Here is a 25,539-nt window from a genome sequence, read left to right as displayed (position 1 = left end):
GTTCACCCGCCCCGCATTTACCCGATATGCGTCTCCATTCAAACCCATCCAGCAGACCAGCAGTGCATCGTGGCGCATTAGCTAGAGAATAAGGAATACACCGGAATCAGATCGCGCAGATTATCACCGGCCACAGCAGAATATGGATCGATGAACAGTTACTGGCCCGGCCCCCTCCCTGAGCCCTCCGTCCGGACCCTCGACGATATGCGCTGCGTGCTCGCGAACCCGGACCAGTCCGGCGACATACCCCTGTACTACATGTACCGCGACCTCGCCCTCACCGCCGGGGACCGTGCGTATCTTCGTGAGCAGAACGTCCGGTTCGATATCACCGTCATCCCCCCGGGAACCGTGGGCGGGGAGTACGTCAAGACCAAAGGGCACTACCACCCGCTCAGCCCCTCGGGCATCGGTTACCCCGAGCTCTACCAGGTGCTCGCAGGGGAGGCGCTCTACCTTCTCCAGCGAAGCAATCTCGGTAATATCGTCGTTGTCACCGCGAAGGCAGGGGAGTTCGTCCTCATCCCGCCCGGCTACGGGCACGTGACCGTCAACGCCGGCAAGGAGGAACTCGTGATGGCGAACCTGGTCTCGGCCGGCTTCGCAAGCGAATACACGTTCTACGAGCAGATGCAGGGCGGGGCGTACTACCTGACGGAGGAGGGCGGGTGGGTGCGGAACCCGCGGTACCCGGCGGTTCCTCCAGTGAGGGCGATCCCCGCGGGGGAGGTGCCTGAACTGGGTATCAGACATGGGAGGGGGATCTACGAGATGGTGTCGCAGAGGGAGGACCTCTCGTACCTGAATGCGCCGGAGGAGGTGCCGATTCAATTGTACAATCCGCTGCCCGAGGGGTTGACATGCCGTTGATACAAGAGGGCAGACAGTCTCCCAGCCCCATTCAGAAAGCCCTAAACCGGCACTCAACGTAAACTCTTCATGCGCTACATCGTCACCGGCGGGGCCGGCTTCATCGGCTCGAACCTTGCAGACACCCTGGCACAAAATCACGACGTCGTCATCATCGACAACCTCGCCACCGGGCGGCGGGTGAACATCGAGCACCTCCTCGATCACCCCCGGGTGACGTTCATCGAGGGGAGCATCTCCCTAGAAGTTCCAGCACTTCGCCTCCAGAACCGTAAAAGCCCGCTCCACCGGTAACAGGCCTACTTCAGAGTTCCCATTTTCATTGAAGCCCCCCCTCGTGATGACGGTGTTAGGATCGCATCGCGTAAATTATCACCAGTTATAGCAGAATATGGATTGATGAACAGTTACTGGCCCGGCCCCCTCCCTGAACCCTCCGTCCGGACCCTCGACGATATGCGATGCGTGCTCGCCGACCCAGACCAGTCCGGGAGCATGCCCCTATACTACATGTACCGCGACCTCGCCCTCACTGCCGGGGATCGCGCGTATCTTCGTGAGCAGAACCTCGGTTCGAGATCACCGTCATTCTTCCGGGGAGTACGTCAGGACCAGAGGGCACTACCACCCGCTCAGCCCCTCGGGCATCGGCTACCCCGAGTTCTACTACCAGGTGCTCGCCGGGGAGGTGCTCTCCCTCCTCCAGCGGAGCGACCTCGCCGATATCGTCGCCGCGAAAGCGGGGGAGTTCGTCCTCATCCTGCCCGGCTACGACCATCAACCCGGAAAGGGGGTGCCCGTCTGCGCAGCGGCCATCTCCGGTCCGGCTACCGGCGCTTACCGATTATCTTAAGTTGTTGTTGACTATAAAGTAGTATACTTATGATTCAACATTCTTTTGTAGACCGGGAAAGTGAACTGCAGTTCCTCACCGATCGATATCGTTCCCCGGTTCCGGAGTGCCTGATCCTGTATGGGAGGCGGCGCGTGGGCAAGACGACGCTTCTTGCCCAATTCCTGCAGACTGTCCCGGGCTTTTACTTCCTGGCCTCAGAAGAAGGGACGGCAAGGAATGTCCAGGATTTCTCCCACTACGCAGGGGAGTACCTGAACGATCCGGACTTCGAGCGGAGTCGGTATCCCGACTGGGAGACCGTCATTAAGGCGCTGGTCAGGCACCGGAATTTTTCCCCTTCCCAGGGGGAGAAAGTGGTGATCGTCATCGACGAGTTCCCCTACCTCATCGCACGCGACCGGGCCACGCCTTCCGTCTTTCAGAAGGTGTGGGATACGGTGCTCTCCCGGGAGCCGGTGATGCTCGTGATATCGGGTTCATCGGTCAGCACGATGGAGACCGAGGTGCTGGGGTACACAAGCCCGCTCTACGGCAGGAGGACGGGGCAGTGGCAGCTCGAGCCTCTCTCCTACCCCTACCTTCGCCGGTTCCTCCCCTACGACGAGGAGGAACTCGTCATGACATGGTGCGCGATCGGTGGAGTTCCCGCCTATCTCCGTCTGTTTCGCCCCGACCGAACATTCTGGGAGAACGTGGAGGAGCAGATTCTCCGCAAAGGTGCATACCTGTACTCCGAAGCCGAGATCCTGATGCAGTATGAGTTCCGCGAAGCAGGGAACTACATGGCCATTCTCCGCGCTCTCGCCGCGGGGTATACCACGAGCGCATCCCTCTGCCAGGGGACCGGGCTTGATAAAGGGTTGGTCTCCAAGTACCTTGCCGTCCTCTCGCGTATGCACCTGATCAGAGATGAGGTTCCGGTGACCGCCCATGCCGGCTACCGGAGAAGGCATTACCGGCTGACCGATCCCTACCTCAGGTTCTGGTTCCGCTTCGTGTATCCCCGGAGGGCGGAGACCGAGACGGGACAGAGCGGGGAGGTGCTCGCCTCCATCAGGGAAGAGATCGCGCCCTATTGCGGAGAGATGTTCGAGCAACTCGCTCTCGACCTCGTTCGCAGGGGGATTCTGTTTGGCTCCTCGTACTCGCGGCTGGGGCGATGGTGGCAGAAGGAGACGGAGATCGATCTCGTAGGCCTGAACGAGGTCTCCGGGGATGCCCTCTTCTGCGAATGCAAGTGGTCCGTTCTCAACCGCCGCCAGGCCCGCGGTATCCTTGCGGCACTCCGGGAGAAGGCCTCCATGGTGAGATGGCGAAACGAGAGCAGGAACGAACGTTTTGCCCTGGTAGCAAAGAGCATAGAGGGCAAAGAAGATCTAAGAGAAGACGGGTACCTGGTCTGCGACCTGGAGGATATCGCCCGGCTTTCGCGGGAGTACCTGGCTGGAGCGGGCGGGTGAGAGAGGGGTCTCTCTCGCCGCAAGCCTCGCTTGAAGCGTTCCCACCCAGATACTGACACGCTGATTTCCGTTTGATGTGAAGATGAGAGTGCGCACCCATGACCGACGGATCGGAGATTAAAGGGCTCTTGGACTCACTGGAGCGTTTGATCGGCGAGGCCGAAAGACGCAACAGAACGTGGAAAGAGGTATGGAATGAGATAAAGAGTATCAATCAGGCGTTTAAAGGATCGAAGTTTCCAACCGTCCGGGAGAGGCAGGCGGCATGGGATCGCTTTCAAACAATCATTGCAGAGGTAAAAGCGTCCCAGGAGAGGGCAAAGGAAGAATTTACAGCAAGAGTGAGCGAATCGAACTCTCACTTATCGGAAATCCTTTCGCTTGCACGGAGGGCGACTCCGTCATCGGAGTCGGACGATGTGTTTCTTGCGCTCATCACCGGAGGACTCTCGATCGTCATCACTCAGGTCCTCGATGCGATACTTGGCCCGTTCGACGACCGGAAGTTCGAACTTATAGCGTGCAGCAAGACCATGGGAGAGGGATGGGCCTACCTCTCCCGGAACAAGGGCCGGATGTCCGGCAGGGATAAACAGGAGGCGTTTGAAGCCCTGACGAGAGCATCGGAGGCCCTGAATGTAGCGTGGGACGAATGGAAACGTGCAAGGAGCGCGGTGATCGAGCGGTATCATGCCGAGAAGCAAGCCGCATGGGAGACCCGTCAGGCCAGAAGGCGGGAGGCGATAGCCAAGAAAGAAGCGTGGGAGGAGCGGACGAGAGAAAACATTGCGAACCTGACGGATCGCCTCGATAGCCTCGAGTCTGCTCTGGACCGGAGACAGAGGAACCTCTCCAAGTTGGAGGAGATGAGAGACTCGGCATGGTCTGACTCCTACCGCGACCGCGTAGAAGGATGGATTGACGAGGAGAACGAGCGGATTTCCGACATTCAGAGCACGATCGACCGGGTCAAGGGATGGATAGCGGAGATGGAGGCGAAGTTGCGATGAGCGAAGGTTCTCCCGCCGTTGTGCGGGTACGCAGGACGCCCCGCGGAGCGGCGGGAGCAGGAACGGTTTGAGCGGGGTGCAGTCCGGTGACTACTAACTCTGTACCCCTATGTCAGCGACTTACTTCTGGTAGATACTTATTTTGCATGGGTTCGGATGTATTCTGTGGAGAGAGAGAGGCGGTTTTGGCTGTCGGAAGGATGCCTGTAGGTGCCCGGGTGCGTCACGCCAACCGGTATCCCGCCCCTTTTCTGCGGATCACCCCGATCCTCCGCATATCGTCGAGCAGCCCTTTCACGAAGTCGAGGTCGAGATCCAGGGTGATTTCTTCGATCTTGCCCGGTATTTCAAAGACGTCGCTCTGCAGGACAGCAAAGATCTCCTCGGCCGGAACTGTTCCGCGTCCTTCGAAAATACCTATTACCCTGGAGGCGACCGTTCTTTTTGCATAGACGCTGTCCCGGAACAGATCATATGCGTCGAGATCGATCTCCATCTCGTTGACGAGTTCATCCAGATCCGCGATCTGTATCATACTGATCGCCTCCGGGTTGAATTCCAGGCGGTAATCAGGCTCGGAGATGATCGTCATGCTGGTCTTGACGGCATGTCTTTTCAGGGTTTCGAGTCCGATTTCTTCGATAATCTCCCCGGAAAGCGCGGTAACCAGATCTGCAGGATCGGCATGCCCGTGCAGGATTGCTTCTTCGTCTTTGGTCCATTCGATCAGCCCGTTTCGTTCGAGAAGCGCGAAGATCCTGCGGCTCTTGAGGATCTTCGCGATCTCGCCACTCACCTCTTCCTCACCGGCTCCCTCCGTCCGGAACGCTTGATAGAGTTCGAGCAGGTTTTTCTTCGGCATAACCGGGGTGACTGCTTTGCCGGGAGGATGCTGCTGCAGGAAGGTTGCAATCTCCTCTTCGTCCTCTCCCAGTGAGGCGAGAGTTCTCTTGAGCCGCGGCCTGGCATCGTCGTCCTCCCCAATCTGCGCGATCCCCTCCTCGATTGCGGCTTTGAGGTCCCGGATCCTGCCGATAACGTCGATCGACCGTACCAGGATGTCCTTGCGCACGATGCGGACCGGTATCCCCTTTTTCCGGAGCTCGCCAGCAATCCTCCTGGCTTCGTCCGGATCGTACACCACCAGCGTCTCTTCGAGCACCATGCTTACCCCTTGCTCATCAGTCATTATAAGACTGCAGGTGCCGCTCTCCCCGGAACAGCCCGTCCCGGTGAAAGCTCGTTGCGTTGCAAACCTCACGTCCCTCCCGCCGCTTCGGCTCCGGCAATGCTATCTGTCCTCCGCGGGTACCGATCTGTATGCCGAAACGAAAGAAAACCGCATCCGTGACTCCCCTCCTCGACTCACTCAGCGCCGAACAGGCGCAGGATGTCCTCGCACAGTTCATCCGCGACGACCCTACCCTCGCGTCACGGGCGGAAGGCGTTGCCCGTGACGTCCTCCGGATCGTCGGCAGCGAGGAGATCGCCGACTCGCTCGCGGGCGACCTCGCCGGCATCGAGATCGAGGACGTCTGGAAAACTTCGGGCAGAACCCACGACGGCGGCTACCTCTATCCGTCCGAGCGGGCATGGGAGATGATGGACGAGATTGTTGCGCCCTATAAGGAGGAGATGGCAGCCTACCTCCGGCGCGGCATGGCCGACGAGTCGCGCCTCTTCTGCGCGGGCATTCTCCTCGGGATCCGACGGTTCGAGCAGGATTCGGGTTCCGCGCTCCTCGACGAAGCGCCCGACTACTGCGACGATGCATTCTCCTCCATCCGGGAAGAATGGGAGACGGCCGTCGGCGATCCCGGACAGGTGCGGCTGATCGCCCGGCTCCTCGATGAGAAAGGATTTTTGTAACCGGCCCTCGCCCGGGATCATGCAGACAAAAATCGCGCGGGGACGGCCCTCCAACAGCGCCGGCGCACCCGAAGGGGTTGCCATCGACGGGAACCGGAATCGTACGCCGGTTCGCATCCCGCCTGCGCGTGTGCTCCCGGCACGGCTCAGTCTTCCGCTCCTGGCGTACCCGTGAGATATTTTTTAAGCGCGGCCACCTTGTTCCGAACCGATGACGGTTCGAGATCGAAGAAGGAACCGATCTCCCGGGCCAACGGGGTCCCCCCCTTTCCCGGCCGGATCAGGCCCACGTCCCGGCATGCTGCATAGACGACGGCCGCACTCCAGAGGTCTTCGTCCCCCCGCGAGAGCGGTGCTGCCGGGTGGGCGGCCAGGTCGCCGACGATGGCCCCGCAACGTCCCGGGATCGTGTCGTCTTCAAGCCGGGCACAGAATTCCTCGCACCTGAAGAGGATCGCGGAGACCCGCAGATCCCCGGAATTCGGGGCGATTCCGTCGTCCTTAAATAGATATTCGATTTTTTCGATGAGATCCGCATCGTCCGGGTCCATCCCGGCCATTACTACGACTTCGCGCTGGACGAAGTTCATCAGGGCACGCTCATCCTCCGGGTCGACCCCTGCGTCGAGCGCCCGCTGGAAGATACGACCGGAAAGGTCGCGATACTTCTCCGGGCTCGTGGCCGCGGCCCGGAAGGCGGGTTCCGCCTCTTTGAGTACTGCGATCAGTTCCGCGGCATTCTGCAGCCTGCCGGCCGCCTCCATGGAGGAGAGGAACCGGCAGAGGATCGGGACGGCGTTCTCAAGCCACTCCTCGGGGAAGATCGGGTTCTGCGCCATCTCTTCGATCAGGCACGTGCGTACGAGCCGGGCATCCCACTCCCGGATAGTCTTTCCGCGAAGGCCGTACGTGAAGACGCAGAACTCCATAACGGTCTCTCCCGCCAGCGCACCGTAGAACTCCCCGTGCGCGGCCCGCTCATCGGCGATGAACGCCTCAATCTCCGGGCCGATATCCGCACAGACGGCATCCATCATGGCCTGCACCTCTGCGTCCCCGGGCGGGTCTTCGAAAGTATATATGCAGTCGTCCGGATCGAACTCCGGGAGTTTCTTCAGGATCTCTTCGAGTTCCGGGGATGCGAGATCCTCCGCGTTCCATCCCGGCGGATACCAGTACACCGCGGCATCAGGGTCCTCAACGTAGCCGCAGATACCGGTTCTCGGGGAGTTCTCGATGATCTCCGTGCACTCCGGATCGGGTTCGGCCGAGACGAGGCATTCGCGGCAGAAGAAACGGAGGGTACCGTCTTCATCGTCAAACAGGCTGAATTCCGCCTGATTCCCACAGGCGTCGCAGGGGAACGGCGGGGGGTTGTTCCTCGCGATCAGGCAGATCGGTTTCTCCGGAGGCATTATGGGTATTGCACCGATCACCTTCAGGTCCAGCTCCGTCGTGGAGCCGAAGTCGTATTCGTAGGAGAACGTGCTTCCCGGCGGGACCAACCCGGAGAGGGGGATTGCCATGCTCGTTCCCGGCTCGTCCTCGCCGCTCAGGTAACTCTCTTTGCCGATGGAGAACGCGCTCATGTGCCCGCAGCATTCCACCCATACGTCGCGGATCAGGGAGTCGAGGTCTTCGAGCGTGGCGTCGGGCCGCGCAAGAACCACCAGCCAGTAGGATCTGTCGTGCCGCCCCTGTATCGTGATGATGAGCGACGGCTTTTCCCCTGCAGGCCAGCCCGACGACCGGAGGCAGCCCTCGACGTGCCGCAAAGCCCCCCTCCTGCTCACCGGTTCCCTGCAGAGCATGCAGGTCCCGGGTACGTTCCGTGGTGCCATCCAGAGGATGTTTCACCTGTGACTACATATGATCTGCTTCGACGATCACACCGGAAACATATTGCCGCTCTGTATGCCGAAACGAAAGAAAGTCGCCCCCTCACTCCGTCTCACGACGATCTCGGCGGGGATCGTGAATCCATTGTTAACGGGCTACAAACCCGGATTGCAAAGGCAACGCACGAAGGAAAATGGAATATGGTCAAACGTCTCAGGTATCTGCTGACGCATACCTACTCCGCGAAACTCCTCGCGGTGCGGATCGTCACACAGAACAAAGGCAAGCGAACTCCTGGTGTTGATGGGGTGCTCTGGACATCTGCATCGGACAAGATGCGAGCAGCCCTGAGTCTCACTGACCGCCAGTACCACGCGAAACCACTGCGCCGCATCTACCCGCCGTCGATCGGGTTTACGACCTCAAGCGTGCAGATCCCGGAAAAATCACGTTCATTTCGGGTGACCAGTACACATTCGTGAGCCAGAGCGGTGGCTGCAATGACCGCGTCGGGGAGCTTCATCCCGCAAGTTCGACGCAGGTGGATAGCGCGGTCCGCAATTGTATCGATCAGAGGGTATACTTCCGCAGAACGGATAAAGTCCTCGGCTATCGCATACCCTTCCGGAGTATGCTTCTTCCACCCGAGAAATTCGATCTTTGTGATGATTGAAACACGAAATGAAGAGGTGAGCATCTCTTCGATCTCATTTACTCTCGCCGGCGGAACGGCATCTGCAAGGTAGTAGATGAGGATGTTCGTATCGAGCAGGTACCGACTCATATCCGGTTCCATTCATCCCGCAGGTTCCGGATCTCGGCCTTTAGATCGACGTTTAAGTTTCTGTATATGCCCCGATATTTTCCGGGATCCGGAACCCCAACCCGTTCACCGGCAGGTTTTTCGGCATTCAGGCTGTCCCAGAGGTCGATGGGCACGATAACGCCAGTCTTTCTTCCTTCTGCATCACAGATGTATTGCACTCCCATGCCGCACACTCCAGAATATGGAGATATGAGTGCTCCCGGCAGATGATACTTTTCCCGCTCCGATCCCTTCTTCGCCGGCGAGGGTACTCTCCGGATCTCCTCCTCTCCAGGAACATCCACCACCGCCCGGAAGACAAAACGTCCCCCACAGGTAGGGGAGACGCCCCGGTTGCCAGGCTCCCGGCGCGGGGAAGAGAGTGGGGGCAAAAGACCTCCTCTCACTCCAGCGCGATGACGGCGTCGATGAAGTCCACCTTCGCGGTGTAGTGCTCGCGGTTCCGGATGACTGCCGCGACCGGCTGCCCGTCGGCACCGGTATACCCGACGCACCCGAAGGGGTTGTCGGCGATGACGCTCTCGATGAGGGTGTTCAACGACGTTACGTCGGCGATCGGGACGGCGAGGTCCCGGACCGCCGTCTTGTTGACGGTCTTCTGTACGAAGTCTGCCATGGGTCTTACTCCTTGCCTGCCAGATGCCCCAGATCGGAGATCTGAGGCAGTTGCACTTGCAGTGCAACTCTTCCCGGGAATATGACAGATAACTACAGGGTGGACGGGGGAGGGGATTAGCATGACTTTATCGGGGATAAGACGGAAAAAGGCCACAACATAGGTGTAGGCCATGGAAACGGTCCTCATAACAGGTTACCAGAATGCGGCGATCAATGTTATGAGACTGCAATCTCTGGGTTGAAATACCCTGGATGCCCCCGACTGAAGTCGGGGGAGCAGTCACCTATTCTCACTGTGGAAAAGATTCAACGTTGAGCGTGTGAGAAACCGAGGGTGGAAGCCTCTACAAGGTCTACGCTATTTCCCGTGGTTCGCACGCAACGCCCTTGCCCGCAAGGATCTCCCGCAGCTGCTCCCGGCCGCTCGGCTCCGGGATCTCCCGCCCCTCCTCCCGGGCGGTATCGAGCCAGAGGCCGATAGCCACTTTCACTTCAGAGAGAGCCTCCTCTTCCGTCTCGCCGAACGCGGAACAGCCGGCAAGCTCCGGGACGACGGCGATGAACCCCTCGTCCTCATCGCTGTAGAAGATCTCGATTGCATATTTATGTGGCATCTTCATCCACGAGCAGAGTATAGTGCTCAATAATCTTAAGAAGTTGCCTTACCTGGTACGGTTTTTGCCCTTCACGTTCTGGAAATTGAGGATATCAGGAATCCCGTCCCGCACGTACACGGTGTGGCTGCCCTTCCCGCCCTTCCGGCGAAACCCGAAGGTTTCCGCCGCACGGCAGAGGTCTTTGAACCGCACGTTCTTTGGGTTGTGCTTCAGGTGCTCGTACGTCTCGCGCCGGTTCATGTGGAGCACCCTTGCAAGTATCACCTCGCTTGATCTTCTCCTCGATCAACCTGTCCTGCAATATCCGCATGAGCTCCGGGTTCTCAGGCAGGCCCTTGCCTATCGTCTCCTGTGTGTCCACCCCATTGCGGTGATCGCCGGGCATGTGGGTGAACTCGAAGACCTCACGGTCGCGGAAGAGGGTCTGGTCGGCGCGGAGGAGGGGGGAATGCGTCATGGATGAGTCTGGAGAAGAAGAAGTAGATACATGAAGGCCGTGCGCGGGCTGAAAGTGAAGAGAGGGTATTCCCCTCTTCAATCCAGTGCGCCGGCGGTGTCGGCCCAGGTCTCGACCGCGTCCTTGATCGCATCGTCCTGGTAGGACGAGATCCGGACGGTCCGGCGGGTGAAGGTGACGTAGTAGTCATCACCCGAGGGGTCGTGGCACTTGAGCTGAGCGTAGTAGGTCTCGCCGGGGCCGTTCCGGACGGCCTCGCCGCCCATCGCGAGTCGCACCTACGGTGCTCCCGCTCCGCTCCAGTCAGAGCATCGCGCAGCAAAGGCCGCATTCGCGAGCACCTCCGCAGCGTTCGCCTCGAAGGCGGCGATCGTCGGGGACTGGAGGGAGACGTTGCCCACCCGCTTGCCCTCGCCGTCGAGGAAGTTCACCTTCGCGGTGTAGTGCTCGCGGTTCCGGATGACAGCAGCCACCGGCTGCCCGTCGGAGCCGGTATACCCGACGCACCGAAGAGTTGTCGGCGATGACGCTCTCGATGAGGGTTGTTAAACGACGTTACGGTGGCGATCAGGACGGCGGGTCCCGGACCGCCGTTTTGTTCACGGTCTTCTGCACGAAGTCTGCCATGGTTGGTATCTCCTCACGGCACAACACTCCTGCAGTCAGTGCCTGGCAGGAAGATGCGATGCATCTTCCGTAGCCTCTGTCTCCCGGGAATATGACGGACGATCATAGGGTATGCCCGGGAGGATTAACCCTGACTTTATCGGAAAGGCCGGATCGGGTTCCGATTCTCCGATATAACCCTTACGGTCAGCCTTTTCTCTCCGGCATCCTATTGCTCTCCGGGAAGGTTACCAGGATGACCGAGGAGAAGACCACCGGGGCTCGTTGCAGAGACGAACCGGGACGTGAAATGGATCTGCCGGGCGCTCCCGGCGGATGGAGGCGCAGGACGAGGAGTTCGAGGCCCGGATCCCGGGCGCTGGAGGGCTGGCGAGCGGAAAGGCCGGGGAAGAGGAGGATCTCGACGGTGAGTGCCGGGGCCGGCAGGGTCGTCGGCGGGTTGGCGTGATCGTGCGGGTGCTGGGCGGGGGTGAGGTACCCACTCTCGATCTTCAGTACTTGCTCGAAACCGCTCAGAGATCCGTTACGCTGGATCTTTTCAACACCTTCGGTGTAATATTTCTTAATCAGCCTCTCCTCGAAATGATCATCTTCATATTCCGTGCTGGAAAATACTAACCACTGAAATTTCGGAGCGCACTGATCAGATGAAGACACTCATTCTCGCGGGAGGAAGCGGCACCCGCCTCTTCCCGCTCTCACGCGAGCATTATCCAAAGCAGTTCATCAAGCTCTTCGACGAGGAATCGCTCTTCCAGAAGACGATTAAGCGGTCTCTCCTCCTCTCCACTCCGAAGGATATCTACATCGTCACCAACAAGGACCACAAGTTCATCATCCGCGACCAGCTCGCCGAGATCGGGTGCGACTGCACCGTGCTGGTCGAGCCGGAGGGAAAGAACACTCTCCCCGCCATCTACTACGGGGTGAAGGCGATTGCGGAGGGGAACGGCTCCTCCCCGGTCGCCGTCCTCTCCTCCGACCACCTGATCGATGCAGACGATCGGTACGTTGAAGCCTTCCGGAAGGCGGAGCGGCTCTCCCGGGACCGCCTGGTGGTCTTCGGGGTGCGGCCGACCTCGCCGCACACCGGCTACGGCTACATCAGGCCCGGGGAGGTGCTCGAGGACGGGTATGCCGTCGATGCCTTCGTGGAGAAGCCCGATCTTGTGACGGCGGAGCGGTACGTCGCGGACGGCTACCTCTGGAACTCCGGGATGTTCCTCTTCAACTCCGAACTCTTCCTCGCGGAATGCGCGTCCCTTGCCCCCGATGTCGTCGAAGCGTTCAAGAACCCGGCCGAGCAGGCCTACGAGCAGACACCAAAGGTCTCCATCGACTACGGGATCATGGAGAAGACCCAACGAGCGGCGGTCGTCCCCTTCGAGGCCGACTGGAACGATGTCGGGAACTTCGACGCCCTCTACGGCTGCCTACCAAAAAACGGCAACAACAACGCCGTCCGGGGCGAGCACATCGGCATCGACTCCCGCGACAACCTGATCATCAGCGACCGCCTGGTCGCGACCGTCGGGGTCGAAAACCTCGCCATCATCGAGACGAAGGACGCGATCCTGGTCGCCAACCGGGACGAGGCCCAGCGGGTGGGCGAGATCGCAAAGGCCCTCCACGAGCGGGGCGACGCCCGGGCAGCGTTCCACACCGAGGTGCACCGGCCCTGGGGCTCCTATACAAACCTCGAGGAAGGCCGGGCCTACAGGATCAAGCGGGTGACCGTTCCCCCCAAACGGCGGCTCTCGCTGCAGATGCACCACCACCGCTCCGAGCACTGGGTGGTCGTGACCGGGTGCGCCGAGGTGACGGTCGGTGATGCGACCTACCTCCTCCGGAACGGCGAGAGCACGTTTGTCCCCGCGGGGACGGTGCACCGGCTCGCGAACCCCGGGATGCTGCCGCTTGAGTTGATCGAGGTGCAGATCGGGGAGTATACGGGCGAGGATGATATTGTGCGGTTTGAGGACGACTTTGACAGGACGTGAAGAGGCTTACATGAGAGTAGTCGCTCAACATACGGACTGATTAAACGGCCCGGCATTCCAGACTATAGTCCGATCGAGCATCCATCCAATAGCACTGCGCGACTTCTGATGCAACCGCCAAGAGGGCGCAGTGGGATGGGGTGTATGGACGGATACTGAGCCATCGCTTCAATCAGTCTTTTTCAAATTTAGGGAAGATGGCAGATTGATTCTATCGTAATGACTCATCCGCTGGAAATAATAAATCCCCAATTTTAAATACAAAATCCATATATGTCGATTATACTAATTATTTACAGATTCCCAAACACAGGAGAGTGGGCACTATTCCGAAAAAAGCTTTGATAACAGGCATCACAGGACAGGATGGCTCTTACCTCGCCGAGTTCCTCCTCCACAAGGGCTACGAAGTACACGGCATCATCCGGCGGTCATCGACTATCAATACTCCCCGGATTGATCATATCTATACCGACCCCCACGATGCCGGTGCACGCCTCTTTCTCCATTACGGCGACCTCACAGACGACGAGCAGATCTCGCACCTCATCTATAACATCAAACCCGATGAGGTCTACCACCTCGGCGCCCAGAGCCATGTGCGGGTCAGCTTCGACACCCCTGAATACACCGGGAACGTCACCGGTCTCGGGACGACCCGGCTTCTTGAGATGATCCGGCGGAGCGGAAACGGGGTGAAGTTCTATCAGGCCTCGAGCAGCGAGATGTTCGGGGCGACGCCGCCGCCGCAGAAAGAATCTACGCCATTCTGGCCGCGGAGCCCGTATGCCTGCGCAAAACTCTATGCCTACTGGATGACGCGGAACTACCGTGACGGTTACGGGATGTTTGCCGCAAACGGGATTCTCTTCAACCACGAATCCCCACGCCGGGGCGAGACGTTCGTGACGAGGAAGATCACGCGGGGGATCGCCCGAATCCTTGCCGGCAAAGAGAAGTATCTCTACATGGGGAACCTGGATGCCCGGCGGGACTGGGGTTTTGCCCCGGAGTACGTCGAGTGCATGTGGAGGATCCTCCAGCAGGAAGAGCCCGAGGACTTCGTCATCGGGACCGGGGAGAGCCATTCTGTCCGGGAGTACCTTGAGACCGCCTTCTCATATGCGGGCCTCGACTGGGAGGAGCACGTCCGGATCGATCCCCGGTATTTCCGGCCGACCGAGGTCGAAGACCTCATCGCGGATGCCGGGAAGGCCCGGGAAAAACTCGACTGGAAACCCTGCGTGACGTTTACCGACTTAACGAAGATCATGGTCGACGCGGACCTGAGGGATGCCGGGCTTGAACCCCCCGGCGAGGGGGACGCGTTCCTCGCCCGGAAGTATCCGGATCGGTGGTGGACGAAGGATTGAGGCGGCCGCGAATCTGTCTCTACACGAGCGACTTCGGTTACGGTCATGCGGCGCGGGATATCGCTCTCGCCCGGGAGCTGCAGGAAGCCCTGCATGCTGATGTGGTCGTCAGGACGGGCTCGCCTGCTGCGTTCATGTCCCGCTCACTCCCCGGTGTCGAGGTTATCCCGGGGCCAAATGACCCGGGGGTTGCGATGGACGGTGCCGCCGTGGCCGGGGAGAGGACGCTTGCGGCGGTGGAGCAGTGGGTCGCTTCCTGGGAGGAATGCATCGCCGCCGAGATGATCTTCCTCCATGACCGCGGGTTCGATCTCGTCCTCTCCGACATCGCCCCACAGCCCTTCCTTGCCGCGGAAGAACTCGGAATCCCGTCGCTCGGTGTCTCGAACTTCACCTGGCACCTCATCTACACCCATCTCTTCGGGAAGAACGAACTGACCGACCGGATTGCCGAAGCCTACCGTGCCGCAGACGTCGCTCTTCTGCTCCCGCTCCACGAACCCATGGAGGTCTTTAAGAATCGGCGGGAGGTGGGGCTCGTGGCGCGGGCAGTGACCCGGGACAGGATGGAGATCCGGCGGTTGTGCGGCCTTTCGGAGGAGGAGCCGTTCGTCTACCTCGGCGGCGGGCAGTCTCTTGACCCCACTGTCTTCCGGGGCGTTAGATCCGCACTTGCCGGGTGCACCCTCCTCGTCCCGTCGTGGACTGACCTGCCCGGCGCGGTCAGGATTCCGCCCGGCGAGACCGAGACGCAGGACTGGATCGCCGCCTGTGACCTCGTCGTCTCAAAGCCCGGTTACAGCACCATCGCCGAGGCGATTCAGGCCGGTGTCCCGATGGCCCTCTTCAGCAGGGGGGGGTTTGCCGAGGACGACTACCTCATCGGGGGCGTTAAGGCTATGCGGATCGGGATAGAAGTCCCGGAGACGGCCGTACTCGACGGTTCGTGGGCGGATGACCTGGAATCCCTGATGGGACTCCGGAAGAACTTCGGACGGATCGATGGCCTCTTCAGGAGTGACGGCACAAAAGAATGTAGCAGTATAATCGGTGAGATCCTATGAGGTTTGGGGACGGGATGGAGGTCCTCGTCACGGGTGGTGCCGGGTTCCTCGGCTCATCCCTCGTGAGGACGCTTGAGAGGCACGGATTTACGAAAGAGAGTATTCGGGTGCCCCGGAGCCGCGACCTTGACCTGCGGCGGTGGGAGGACTGCGTCACCGCGGTCCAGGACGTCGACCTTGTCATCCACCTCGCGGCGAAGGTCGGGGGAATCGGCTACAACATGGCAAACCCGGGCTCCCTCTTCTACGACAACGCCATTTTGGGGGTCCAGCTGATGGAGGCTGCCCGGCAGGCAGGCGTCGCGAAGTTCGTCGCCGTCGGGACGATCTGCGCCTACCCGAAGTTCACGCCGGTTCCGTTCCGGGAAGAAGACCTCTGGGAGGGGTATCCCGAGGAGACCAACGCCCCCTACGGCCTCGCAAAGAAGATGCTCCTCGTCCAGGCCCAGGCCTACCGGCAGCAATACGGGTTTAACGCGATCTACCTCCTCCCGGTGAACCTCTACGGTCCCGGTGACAACTTCGACCCTGCGAGTTCGCACGTCATCCCGGCCCTGATCAAGAAGTTCGTCGAGGCGGTGGAGACCGGTGCGGAGAGTGTCGAGGTCTGGGGGACCGGGGCGGCGTCGCGGGAGTTCCTCTACGTCGACGACGCCGCCGAGGGGATCGCGCTCGCCGCCGAACGCTACGACAGGCCCGATCCAGTGAACCTCGGGGCGGGCTTCGAGATCACCATCCGCGATCTCGCAACCCTCATCGCCGATCTCACCGGGTTTACCGGCGAGATCGTCTGGGATACGGCGAAGCCGGACGGTCAGCCCCGGCGGTGCCTGGACGTCTCGCGCGCGGAGCGGGAGTTCGGGTTCCGCGCGAAGACGGGCTTTGAGGATGGGTTGAGGACGACGATTGAGTGGTACAGGAACGAGCGGGCATGAAGATCTCCGTCATCGGCTGCGGATATGTCGGGTGCGTGACCGGGGTATGCTTCGCCGACATGGGTCACGAGGTGGTCCTCGTCGATCTCGACCCGGCAAAGGTTCGGGCGATCGGTGCAGGGCAGTCTCCTATCTACGAACCCGGGCTTGAGGATCTAATCCGGAAGAACCGCGACCGGATCAGCGCGACCACGGACCTTCGAGTTGCTGTTGGATCGACCGACATCACCTTCGTCGCGGTCGGGACGCCCTCACGGGAAGACGGGGCGATCGATCTATCCTACATCCTTACCGCGTGCGAAGAGATTGGGCAGGCCCTCAAGGAAAAGGAGGCTTTCCACACGGTCATCATCAAAAGCACGGTCTTTCCCGGGACGACGAAAGAGATGGCCGGCCCGGTTCTTGAGAGGGCCTCCGGGAAGATGGCCGGGAGAGACTTCGGCCTTGGCTCAAACCCAGAGTTCCTGCGTGAAGGAAGCGCTGTCCGGGACTGCCTCTCCCCGGACCGCATCGTCATCGGGGCCGATGATCCCAGGACTGCCGGGATCCTTGGCGACCTCTATGCGCCGGTCGGGGCCGCGGTGCTTGTAACTCCCGTCACGACGGCAGAGATGATAAAATACACGAGCAATGCCGTCCTCGCGGCGAAGATCAGCCTTGCCAACGAGATAGGAAACCTCTGCAAACGGCTTGGCGTGGACTCACGTGAGGTCTTTACGGTGGTAGGGATGGACGGCCGGGTAAGCCCGGCATTCTTTAGGACGGGGATAGGGTTTGGGGGGTCCTGCTTCCCGAAGGATGTCCGGGCTCTCATCGCCGGGGCGAGAGCGCATGGCGAAGACCTGAAGATCCTCAGAGCTGTCCTAGAGGTCAACGAAGAGCAGCCCAAAAAACTCCTCTCCCTCCTTCGGCGACATATCCCCGATCTGGAAGGGAAGACGATAGGGGTTCTCGGACTCGCGTTCAAGCCAGACACGGATGACGTCCGGGAGAGTCGAGCCATCCCGGTCGTTGCAGAACTCCTAGCCGCAGGGGCCCAGGTGGTCGCCTACGACCCGGCAGCGATGAAAAACTTCCGCCGGGTCTTCCCACAGGTTACGTACGCACCTGCCCCAAACGAGGTGCTCGAGGCTGATGCCATACTCATCCTCACCGAGTGGAGGGAGTTCGAGGGGCTCGATTACCGGGAAAGGATCGTCATCGACGGCCGCCGGCTTGAGAAGGCAAAGGCTGAAGCAGCCGTCTACGAAGGGGTGTGCTGGTGATGGAGGTAAAAAAAGCTGTTATTCCTGCGGCCGGCCTTGGCACTCGGTTCCTCCCTGCAACAAAGGCCATGCCCAAGGAGATGCTTCCCCTCATCGACCGGCCTGTCATCCAGTACGTCGTCGAAGAGGCGATCGCTTCAGGGATCGACGATATCCTGATCATAACCGGCCGGGGAAAGCGTGCGATCGAGGACTACTTCGACGACTCGCCGGAACTGGAACTTCACCTGAAGGAGAACGGGAAAGAGAAACTCCTGAAAGTGGTGCAGGATGTTTCGTCTCTTGCGGATATCCACTATATCAGGCAGAAGGAACCGAAAGGACTTGGCGACGCGGTGCTTCGGGCAGAGAAGCACATCGGGGACGAGCCCTTCGCCGTCCTCCTCGGCGACGATATCATCAGGAATTCGACCCCGTGTACACGGCAGCTGATCGATATCTCCGGGCGGTACGACGCATCGGTGCTGGCTGTCGAGGAGGTTCCCCGGGAGAAGATCAGCAGTTACGGGATCATCCGGGGCAGGGAGTTTCTGGACTCTCTCTACGTACTCGAGGATATCGTCGAAAAACCCTCTGTTGAAGATGCTCCTTCGAACATCGGCGCAATCGGGAGGTATGTCTTCACCCCGGAGATCTTTGACTGCCTGAAGCGTACGGCGGCAGGGGTCGGGGGGGAGATCCAGTTGACGGACGCGATACGGATGCTTAAGGAAGAGCAGGAGGTGTATGCCTACGCCTTCGAGGGGAAGAGGTACGACACCGGGGACAAGGCAGGCTATGTGCAGGCGATCATCGACTTCGCGCTCGAGAGGCCGTCGCTGAGGGAGGGGGTCATGTCTCATCTCCGGGAGGCGATGCTGCGATGAAGGCGCTGGTTACCGGGTGTGCGGGTTTCATCGGGAGTACGCTCGCCGACCGGCTCCTTGCAGAAGGGTATGAGGTCGTCGGCATCGACCGGTTTTCCGATTATTACCCCCGGGAGATCAAGGAGAGGAACCTCTCCGGCGCCATCGGCCACCCACACTTCACCCTCATCGAAGAGGAGATCCTCCAGATGGAGGCCTTCCCGGGGGTCGACTATGTCTTCCACCTGGCCGCACAGGCGGGGGTCAGGGCTTCGTGGGGGAAGAGTTTCGAGGTCTACACCCGCGACAACGTCCTAGCGACCCAGCACCTGCTTGAGTGCTACAAGAACACCGGCATCAAAAAGTTCGTGTACTCTTCCTCTTCCTCGGTCTACGGGGACGTGGAACTCCCCATGCGGGAGGACCGCCCGGTACAGCCGGTCTCCCCCTACGGGGTGACGAAACTTGCCGCTGAGCATCTCTGCTACCTCTACTGGAAGAACTATGGTGTTCCGACTGTCTCGCTCCGGTATTTTACCGTGTACGGCCCGCGCCAGCGGCCTGACATGGGGATCAACAAGTTCGTCAGGGCGGTCCTGAACGATGAGGTGATCACCGTCTACGGCAACGGCACACAGACGCGGGACTTCACCTATATCGACGATGTCGTTGAGGCAAACGTCCTTGCCGCAACGAGCGATGTCAGGGGCGAGGTCTTCAACATCGGCGGCGGGAACCGGATCAGCGTCAACGACCTGATCGCCGCGATTGAGGCGGCCACCGGGAGGAGGGCCGTCGTCGAGCACAGTGCAGAGCAGAAGGGCGACGTGAAGGACACCCGGGCCGACACCCGGAAGGCGGCGGAACTCCTGGGTTGGCATGCCCGCACCGGGATTGCCGCAGGGCTGGAACACTACATCGACTGGATCCGGGAACAACCATGACCGAGCACACATCAGACTTCGAACTGGTCATCCGCCCGAAGTACGGTCTTTTCGACCTGAACTGGAAGGAATTGAAGGAGTACCATGAACTCCTCTACTTCCTCGCGCTCCGCGAGATCAAGATCCGGTACAAACAGACCGTCATGGGTGCGTCGTGGGCGGTGCTCCAGCCGCTATTCACGATGATCGTCTTCACCCTGATCTTCGGCGGCCTTGCACAGATGCCCTCGGAGGGGATCCCATACGCCCTCTTCTCCTACTCGGGCCTGCTCCTCTGGACCTACTTCCAGAATGCGCTGACCAACTCGGGCAACAGTCTTGTCAGCAACGCCCAGCTCCTCTCGAAGGTCTACATGCCGAGGATCTTCATCCCGACGGCACCATGCCTTGCCGGGATCGTGGACTACGGGATCGCCATGACGATCCTTGCCGCCATGATGATCTACTACCAGTTCATGCCGACGGCCGCGATCCTCCTCCTGCCGGTGATCGTCCTCCTGACCCTCCTCCTCGCGGCGGGGACCGGCTACTGGCTTTCATCGATCTGCGTGAAGTACCGGGACGTCAAGTTCGTCCTCCCGTTCTTCGTCCAGCTGCTGATGTTTGTCTCGCCGGTGATTTACCCGGCAAGCATCCTCGGTGAGAACCTGCAGTGGCTCCTCTCCTTAAACCCGCTCACCGGCCTCCTCAACGCGCACCGGGCAGTCCTCCTCGGCCACGTCCCGGTGGACTATGTTGGCCTCACCGTCTCGGCGGTGATCACCATCGTGATCTTCATCAGTGGCATCCTGTACCTCCGCCGGACAGAGAAATACTTCGCGGATCTGGTGTGACATGACATCCCGAAAAGAGAAACCGATCATCGAGGTGAAGAACCTCTCCAAGCAGTACCAGATAGGGGTGGACAGGACGTACAAGACGCTCTCGGAGAGTGTTATGACCGGCCTCCGCCACCCCATCAGGACCCTCCGGGATCTCAGGGCACCGAAGGAGACATTCTGGGCGCTCAAAGACGTCAACTTTGAGGTCGAGCGCGGCGAAGTCCTCGGCATTATCGGGAGGAACGGCGCCGGCAAGAGCACGCTCCTCAAGATCCTCTCCCGGATCACCTACCCGACCGAGGGCGAGATCGTCATGCGGGGCCGGGTCGGCTCCCTCCTCGAGGTCGGGACCGGCTTCCACCCCGAACTCACCGGCCGAGAGAACATCTACTTCAACGGCGCCATCCTCGGCATGAAGAAGCGCGAGATCGAGGAGAAGTTCGAGGAGATCGTGAAGTTCTCGGGCGTCGAGAAGTTTCTAGACACACCAGTGAAGAGGTACTCGAGCGGGATGAACGTGCGGCTCGCGTTCTCGGTGGCGGCGCACCTGGACCCTGAAATTTTACTGGTGGATGAGGTGCTGGCGGTGGGGGACGCAGAGTTCCAGAAGAAGTGTTTAGGGAAGATGGGGGAGGTGGCGAGCGAGGGGAGGACGGTGCTGTTTGTGAGTCATAATATGGCGGCGATAAGTTCCTTGTGCAACCGTGCGATCCTATTGAATTCTGGACAGATCTATTCCGATGGTCCAACTGATGAAATATTATCGATATATTTGGACAATCAAAATAGTCTAGGGATTTGTGAAAAAATATATGACTATTGCAAAGCCCCTGGCAATAATAGAATTAAGTTGCTATCTATGACATTACATTCAGATAATGGGGAAAAGAAATCAACATTTTGTATGGATGAGCCAATAATCGTTAAAATTAAGTATCAGACTCTTGAGACAGTGATGAACTTTCACTTGTATCTTATAGTCCATACCGTTGATGGAATACTAGCATTCGCCTCTGCGGACTGGGACACATTAGGAATGCAAAGTGGATCTGCGGAACCCGGGACGCATACAACAACCTGTGAGATACCTCCGTACTTACTGAATGCAGGTATTTTCAAGTTATCATTGAATGGACTTATTCCTGACATTTGCTTTATATTTAAAGAGGCTGATGTACTTCAGTTTGAAGTTTGTCCTAGTCGAGGTGCTGGAGGATTTCAAAGTACTGAGAGGAAAGGAATATTCCGTCCGCTCTTAAAGTGGACTTAGGTAATTTGATGATTGAACAGAGAATTATGTTTCAAGTTGGAAGTATTTCATCAATTCCACAGAGCCACCTGTGCATTAGCTGCGGCAGCTGTGCTGGTATCTGCCCTAAAGGATGTATTTCTCTCGAGATAAATCGCTCAGGCACGCTTCTTGAACCTAAAGTAAATGAGTTTCAGTGCATCCATTGCGGTTTATGCACTTCTGTCTGCCCGGGGGCAGGATGGGATGCAGGAGGATTAACCCCGAATACGCATATCGGGGAATCTGTCAATTATCTAGGTCGGGTTGTTAGTTGTTACGTAGGTTGTTCCTTAGATGAAGGAATAAGGATGAACTCCGCCTCAGGAGGGATAGTTACAGAACTTCTTATATATCTATTAGAGAATGGATGTGTTGATGGTGTTATCGTTTCCAGAATGAAAAAGGGCTCCCTTCTTGAAACAGAAACGTTTATTGCAAGGACAAAAGCTGAAATCATTAGCTCGCAAAAATCTATTTACTGCCCAGTACCTGCGGGGAAAATTCTTTCGGAAATATTAACTGAAAAAGGGAAATTCGCCTTTGTTGGGCTCCCATGTCACATAGCTGGTCTTAAAAAGGCACAAAGAATTAACAAACCATTGACTGAACGGATTGTTATCACCATAGGGCTGTTTTGCAGTCGTACTCCAAACTACAAAGCAACAGAAAATCTACTAAAAAATGTTGATGTAAATAAAGACCAAGTGCACACTCTCGAATACCGAGGGCGGGGCCACCCGGGAAAACTTCGGATCGTGTTGAGGGATGGGTCTGAAATATTCGTTGATCATTTAGATAATCGTTATTGGGGGTACGCATTTCTGTATTATTTTAAGCCTATCAGGTGTTGGGTATGTCATGACCACAGTGCAATGTTAGCGGATATAAGTTGTGGCGATAATTGGATTGGCAAAGATCCCTTTAAGCACGACCAAAAGGGTTCTTCAATACTGGTCGCTAGAACTCAGTTTGTTGAGAGTATCCTATCTCAAATGAAAGAAACTCAAAAGATACTAATTGAAAGAGTATCAGCTCAAGAAATTGTGAATTCACAAGATTTGAAAAATAAATCCAACCTGATGCCCAGAATGAATTTAATGCATCTATTGAAAAAGGAAGTGCCCACCAATAGTCCCTTAGTTGATGATCAGGTGAGTACTATGTATTTTTTACCATCATTGTTCGAATATATCACTATCCGTATTTCAAACAGTGGATTAAATGACAGTGTGATGAACTGCTACATTCATTTTTCGTATATGACATATAAATTAAAACATAACAGTATACTAAAAAAAGGTTCAAAATTGGTCGATATAATGAAAGGAGGAATTAATGCTTTGAAAACAGAGAAGTTAGATATCCAAGGATGTGAAAAATACCGAAACAAAATTGTAATTATCGGAGGCTTCGGATGGAAAGATATCGGAGATGAAGCTATGCCCCATGGCGTTATACATAATCTCAGAAAGCGATTGAAGGATTTGGACATTGTCATGTTATCACCTGACCCTGAGTTCACCGAGTCGTTTCACAAAGAAAGATCTATTCAAGATGCAAATTTCCTTTCGATCGGGCGCAATTCGAATTTTTTCGGAAAATTAAAAGTATTTTGCGCCACATCACTCTTTATTTTTGGGGCGTATATGCAAAGATATAATATCCGTCTAAAATTGTGGCCCAATGCTCGGAGGATTCTCGATGAAATTTCAAATGCTACACTTTTATTTAACAATGGCGGGGGAAATCTCAACAGCATTATGCCAGAAGAATTATATAAAAAATGTTCATTGTACTGGGCGACGAAAATATTAAAAAAGCCGGTCATAATATCAGGTCAGACAATTGGCCCATTTTATCACAGGTTTGATAAAATATACGCTAAATTCTGTCTCAATCAGGTTGATTTTATATCATTTCGAGATAAAAATACATCGCATAATCGTCTACAGGACATTGGTGTAACAAAACCTATTATGGTCGACGCTGCTGATGATGCAATGACAATTCCAAAGATTTCAAGGGAAAAAGCTATAGAATTGCTAATGTCTGAGGCTCCAAACGAATGGCTTGAGTCTGATGCACAAAATTGTGTTGTTATGAATCTCAAAGGATCAATGTCGTTATTTCAAGTAAGTAATCAAAAGATGCAAGAAGATTCAATAATAAAAGTGATGGCTCAAATAAGTGATGCTCTGATAGAAAAGTTCAATTCTAAAATTTTCTATTTGCCAACAGATTATAGTGAAGGCGTTGACGATCGGGTACTACACCAGCAGATATGGTCACAGATGAAGCATAAAGAGAGGGTTTTCTGTATTGAGAATGAATACGATGATAGTACACTGAAAGGACTGGTGTCATTAGCAGATTATGCAATAGGTTCAAGGTATCACTTCTGTGTTTTCGCTGCGAGTGAAAATATTCCATTTTTGGGGATAGCTCATGGTATATATCAAAAGACCAAGTTAAAGGGTCTTGCAGACTTATGTGGTACCGCTCAATGTTATTTTAGTGAAGATATCTCTCTGGAGAATTATGAAGCGATCTGGGGCGCTGTAGTTCAATTAATAGAGGATTCAGGCACTATTAAGGAGGCTCTCTCTCATACTGTCCCAATACTCAAGGAAAAGAGTTTACTTGGTGTAAAAAAGGCTGAAGAAATTATTCATGCGAGATAGGAAAATCAGAATGCCGAGTAAAATTACTGATGTGTTTCAAGTGTGAATTGCGAGGCAGATTCTAATTTCATGAGTTTGAATAGGTTGAAGAATGAATCTTTCTGTAATCATCCCCACAAGAAACCGCTCCTCATTGCTTGAGAAGGCAATCCAATCTCTGATTGCGCAAACCTATTCTTCAGACGATTTCGAGGTCATCATCATCGATAACGGTTCAACAGACGGAACCAAAGACATTGTAGAATCATATAAAGCAAAAATACCACACCTCATCTATGCCTATGAAACAAGCCCCGGCCTCCATGTCGGCAGGCATGCCGGGTTGAGGATCGCTCGTGGGGATATCCTTGTTTACGCCGATGATGACATCGAGGCGTTCCCGACCTGGCTGGAGGGGATAGCAGAGTCGTTTGAAGACCCTTCTGTTGCACTCGTTGGCGGAAATAATCTACCACGTTATGAAACCTCTCCGCCACCATGGGTAGAATTACTGTGGAGTAGTACGTCATTCGGCAGGGCGAATGGTATGTATAGTATTTTAGATTTCGGAAGTGCTATACAGGAAATCTCTCCCTACTATGTCTGGGGATGCAACTTTTCCATTCGCAAAGAGGTTCTCCTCAAGGTGGGTGGCTTTCACCCGGACGGCATGCCTGATGAGTTTCTGCGGTATCGGGGAGATGGAGAATCTGCCATATCCCAGGCAGTATTAAATACTGGATATAAAACGGTCTTTAATCCGAAAGCATCGGTATATCACTTTGTATCGGCAAAAAGGATGACAACTGATTATATCTATAAAAGAGGATACATACAGGGAATATCTGACTCCTATACATCCATAAGGCAGAAACGCAAGGTGGATCCTAAACGGATGATCGGAGCGTCAATACTAGATCGGGCTCATCATTTTAAAGTGCGAATGAAGGGCTATGTTATCACCAGTATGCAACCCTATGATCATTATCGCTCTGGCTGGCTGAAGGGATATCTCTATCACCAGCATGAAGTTTCAAGCGATGATGATTTGTTGGCATGGATACTGAGGGACAATTATTTCGATGAAAATGGCAAGATCCCTAGATGTGGGATCAAATTAGCAAGATTCTGATATTCAAAGAAAAACAAGGAGATGAGGGACATAATCCTCATCTCCCTTACTCTCGTTAAAGAATGATTAGAGTGTACTTAATCGAAATAATAATTTAACTTATTCCATCTGGTATAATAGCATATAATGACAATATATTCTCTGATCTGGACAACTC

28 protein-coding genes are annotated in these 25,539 nt (G+C 56.5%); 19 read left to right on the top strand and 9 right to left on the bottom strand.

The features are described 5' to 3' along the window. Positions 1 to 150: 150 nt before the first annotated feature. From QZ408_RS08160 to QZ408_RS08140, 5 genes are all read left to right on the top strand, one after another. A complete protein-coding gene (locus tag QZ408_RS08160) occupies positions 151 to 873 on the top strand; it encodes a glucose-6-phosphate isomerase family protein (RefSeq protein WP_292490791.1) in 723 nt (240 codons plus the stop codon). A 69-nt stretch (positions 874 to 942) separates the two neighbouring features. Further along, positions 943 to 1,167 carry an NAD-dependent epimerase/dehydratase family protein gene (locus QZ408_RS08155; RefSeq protein ID WP_292490790.1) on the top strand — a complete coding sequence of 75 codons (225 nt, stop codon included), beginning with the start codon at positions 943 to 945 and terminating at the stop codon, positions 1,165 to 1,167. A gap of 262 nt (positions 1,168 to 1,429) precedes the next feature. Beyond that, complete coding sequence (locus QZ408_RS08150; protein WP_292384074.1) at positions 1,430 to 1,726, top strand: glucose-6-phosphate isomerase family protein; 297 nt, start codon at positions 1,430 to 1,432, stop codon at positions 1,724 to 1,726. A 29-nt stretch (positions 1,727 to 1,755) separates the two neighbouring features. Next, positions 1,756 to 3,189 (top strand): ATP-binding protein, encoded by a 1,434-nt coding sequence (locus QZ408_RS08145; protein ID WP_292384071.1) that lies wholly within the window; start codon positions 1,756 to 1,758, stop codon positions 3,187 to 3,189. A 98-nt stretch (positions 3,190 to 3,287) separates the two neighbouring features. Beyond that, on the top strand, positions 3,288 to 4,199 hold the full coding sequence (locus QZ408_RS08140) for a hypothetical protein (protein WP_214076871.1): 912 nt from the start codon (positions 3,288 to 3,290) through the stop codon (positions 4,197 to 4,199). A 223-nt stretch (positions 4,200 to 4,422) separates the two neighbouring features. Here the strand turns inward: QZ408_RS08140 and QZ408_RS08135 are convergent, their stop codons facing one another. Next, positions 4,423 to 5,364: a hypothetical protein gene (locus QZ408_RS08135; RefSeq protein ID WP_214076872.1), complete on the bottom strand. Its 942-nt coding sequence runs from the start codon at positions 5,362 to 5,364 to the stop codon at positions 4,423 to 4,425. A 155-nt stretch (positions 5,365 to 5,519) separates the two neighbouring features. Between QZ408_RS08135 and QZ408_RS08130 the strand changes: the two genes are divergently transcribed. Then, complete coding sequence (locus QZ408_RS08130; RefSeq protein ID WP_214076873.1) at positions 5,520 to 6,068, top strand: hypothetical protein; 549 nt, start codon at positions 5,520 to 5,522, stop codon at positions 6,066 to 6,068. Positions 6,069 to 6,214: 146 nt separating this feature from the next. On the opposite strand, the gene QZ408_RS08125 is transcribed toward QZ408_RS08130, so the two are convergent. Then, a complete protein-coding gene (locus QZ408_RS08125; protein ID WP_292490789.1) occupies positions 6,215 to 7,843 on the bottom strand; it encodes a DUF6398 domain-containing protein in 1,629 nt (542 codons plus the stop codon). On the opposite strand from QZ408_RS08125, the gene QZ408_RS08120 reads away from it, so the two are divergent. Continuing rightward, the gene (locus QZ408_RS08120; RefSeq protein ID WP_349680900.1) at positions 7,757 to 8,389 is read left to right on the top strand and encodes a reverse transcriptase N-terminal domain-containing protein; all 633 of its coding nucleotides are present in this window, start codon (positions 7,757 to 7,759) and stop codon (positions 8,387 to 8,389) included. The genes QZ408_RS08125 and QZ408_RS08120 overlap by 87 nt on opposite strands. Here the strand turns inward: QZ408_RS08120 and QZ408_RS08115 are convergent. From QZ408_RS08115 to QZ408_RS08085, 7 genes are all read right to left on the bottom strand, one after another. Continuing rightward, a complete protein-coding gene (locus QZ408_RS08115) occupies positions 8,302 to 8,691 on the bottom strand; it encodes a type II toxin-antitoxin system VapC family toxin (RefSeq protein WP_214076875.1) in 390 nt (129 codons plus the stop codon). The genes QZ408_RS08120 and QZ408_RS08115 overlap by 88 nt on opposite strands. Continuing rightward, positions 8,688 to 9,017, bottom strand: coding sequence for a hypothetical protein (locus QZ408_RS08110; protein ID WP_292490788.1), 330 nt, complete (start codon positions 9,015 to 9,017; stop codon positions 8,688 to 8,690). Before QZ408_RS08110 ends, QZ408_RS08115 begins: the two co-directional genes overlap by 4 nt. 98 nt (positions 9,018 to 9,115) lie before the next feature. Next, on the bottom strand, positions 9,116 to 9,349 hold the full coding sequence (locus QZ408_RS08105; RefSeq protein WP_292384064.1) for a hypothetical protein: 234 nt from the start codon (positions 9,347 to 9,349) through the stop codon (positions 9,116 to 9,118). A gap of 355 nt (positions 9,350 to 9,704) precedes the next feature. Continuing rightward, entirely contained in the window at positions 9,705 to 9,965 is a 261-nt protein-coding gene (locus QZ408_RS08100) for a type II toxin-antitoxin system HicB family antitoxin (RefSeq protein ID WP_292490787.1), read from the bottom strand. A gap of 48 nt (positions 9,966 to 10,013) precedes the next feature. Continuing rightward, positions 10,014 to 10,232, bottom strand: coding sequence for a type II toxin-antitoxin system HicA family toxin (locus QZ408_RS08095; protein ID WP_292490786.1), 219 nt, complete (start codon positions 10,230 to 10,232; stop codon positions 10,014 to 10,016). A gap of 270 nt (positions 10,233 to 10,502) precedes the next feature. After that, positions 10,503 to 10,703 carry a hypothetical protein gene (locus QZ408_RS08090; protein WP_292490785.1) on the bottom strand — a complete coding sequence of 67 codons (201 nt, stop codon included), beginning with the start codon at positions 10,701 to 10,703 and terminating at the stop codon, positions 10,503 to 10,505. Beyond that, entirely contained in the window at positions 10,704 to 10,898 is a 195-nt protein-coding gene (locus QZ408_RS08085) for a hypothetical protein (protein ID WP_292490784.1), read from the bottom strand. 469 nt (positions 10,899 to 11,367) lie between these two features. Here QZ408_RS08085 and QZ408_RS08080 point away from each other — a divergent pair, with 469 nt between their 5' ends. The 12 genes from QZ408_RS08080 (at position 11,368) to QZ408_RS08025 (ending at position 25,382) form a co-directional block, all read left to right on the top strand. Continuing rightward, entirely contained in the window at positions 11,368 to 11,670 is a 303-nt protein-coding gene (locus QZ408_RS08080) for a hypothetical protein (protein WP_292490783.1), read from the top strand. A gap of 29 nt (positions 11,671 to 11,699) precedes the next feature. After that, the gene (locus QZ408_RS08075; protein ID WP_292490781.1) at positions 11,700 to 13,052 is read left to right on the top strand and encodes a mannose-1-phosphate guanylyltransferase/mannose-6-phosphate isomerase; all 1,353 of its coding nucleotides are present in this window, start codon (positions 11,700 to 11,702) and stop codon (positions 13,050 to 13,052) included. 341 nt (positions 13,053 to 13,393) lie between these two features. Next, positions 13,394 to 14,425, top strand: a complete 1,032-nt coding sequence (gene gmd / locus QZ408_RS08070; RefSeq protein WP_292490780.1) for a GDP-mannose 4,6-dehydratase — start codon at positions 13,394 to 13,396, stop codon at positions 14,423 to 14,425. After that, entirely contained in the window at positions 14,410 to 15,489 is a 1,080-nt protein-coding gene (locus tag QZ408_RS08065) for a hypothetical protein (protein WP_292490778.1), read from the top strand. Before gmd ends, QZ408_RS08065 begins: the two co-directional genes overlap by 16 nt. After that, complete coding sequence (locus tag QZ408_RS08060; RefSeq protein ID WP_292490777.1) at positions 15,486 to 16,424, top strand: GDP-L-fucose synthase; 939 nt, start codon at positions 15,486 to 15,488, stop codon at positions 16,422 to 16,424. The genes QZ408_RS08065 and QZ408_RS08060 overlap by 4 nt, the downstream gene beginning before the upstream one ends. After that, positions 16,421 to 17,689 carry a UDP-glucose/GDP-mannose dehydrogenase family protein gene (locus QZ408_RS08055; protein WP_292490776.1) on the top strand — a complete coding sequence of 423 codons (1,269 nt, stop codon included), beginning with the start codon at positions 16,421 to 16,423 and terminating at the stop codon, positions 17,687 to 17,689. The genes QZ408_RS08060 and QZ408_RS08055 overlap by 4 nt, the downstream gene beginning before the upstream one ends. Beyond that, positions 17,689 to 18,555, top strand: coding sequence for a UTP--glucose-1-phosphate uridylyltransferase GalU (gene galU, locus QZ408_RS08050; protein ID WP_292490774.1), 867 nt, complete (start codon positions 17,689 to 17,691; stop codon positions 18,553 to 18,555). Before QZ408_RS08055 ends, galU begins: the two co-directional genes overlap by 1 nt. Then, complete coding sequence (locus tag QZ408_RS08045; protein ID WP_292490773.1) at positions 18,552 to 19,478, top strand: NAD-dependent epimerase/dehydratase family protein; 927 nt, start codon at positions 18,552 to 18,554, stop codon at positions 19,476 to 19,478. The genes galU and QZ408_RS08045 overlap by 4 nt, the downstream gene beginning before the upstream one ends. Beyond that, a complete protein-coding gene (locus QZ408_RS08040; protein WP_292490772.1) occupies positions 19,475 to 20,311 on the top strand; it encodes an ABC transporter permease in 837 nt (278 codons plus the stop codon). Before QZ408_RS08045 ends, QZ408_RS08040 begins: the two co-directional genes overlap by 4 nt. 1 nt (position 20,312) lies before the next feature. Further along, positions 20,313 to 21,569, top strand: a complete 1,257-nt coding sequence (locus QZ408_RS08035) for an ABC transporter ATP-binding protein (RefSeq protein ID WP_292490770.1) — start codon at positions 20,313 to 20,315, stop codon at positions 21,567 to 21,569. An 8-nt stretch (positions 21,570 to 21,577) separates the two neighbouring features. Next, entirely contained in the window at positions 21,578 to 24,271 is a 2,694-nt protein-coding gene (locus QZ408_RS08030) for a Coenzyme F420 hydrogenase/dehydrogenase, beta subunit C-terminal domain (RefSeq protein WP_292490769.1), read from the top strand. A 91-nt stretch (positions 24,272 to 24,362) separates the two neighbouring features. Then, positions 24,363 to 25,382, top strand: a complete 1,020-nt coding sequence (locus QZ408_RS08025) for a glycosyltransferase family 2 protein (protein ID WP_292490768.1) — start codon at positions 24,363 to 24,365, stop codon at positions 25,380 to 25,382. Positions 25,383 to 25,539 lie beyond the last annotated feature (157 nt).

The sequence above is a fragment of the Methanoculleus sp. 10 genome, from assembly GCF_913757945.1.
GTDB lineage: Archaea > Halobacteriota > Methanomicrobia > Methanomicrobiales > Methanoculleaceae > Methanoculleus.
This window is presented reverse-complemented; position numbering and strand designations above follow the sequence as displayed.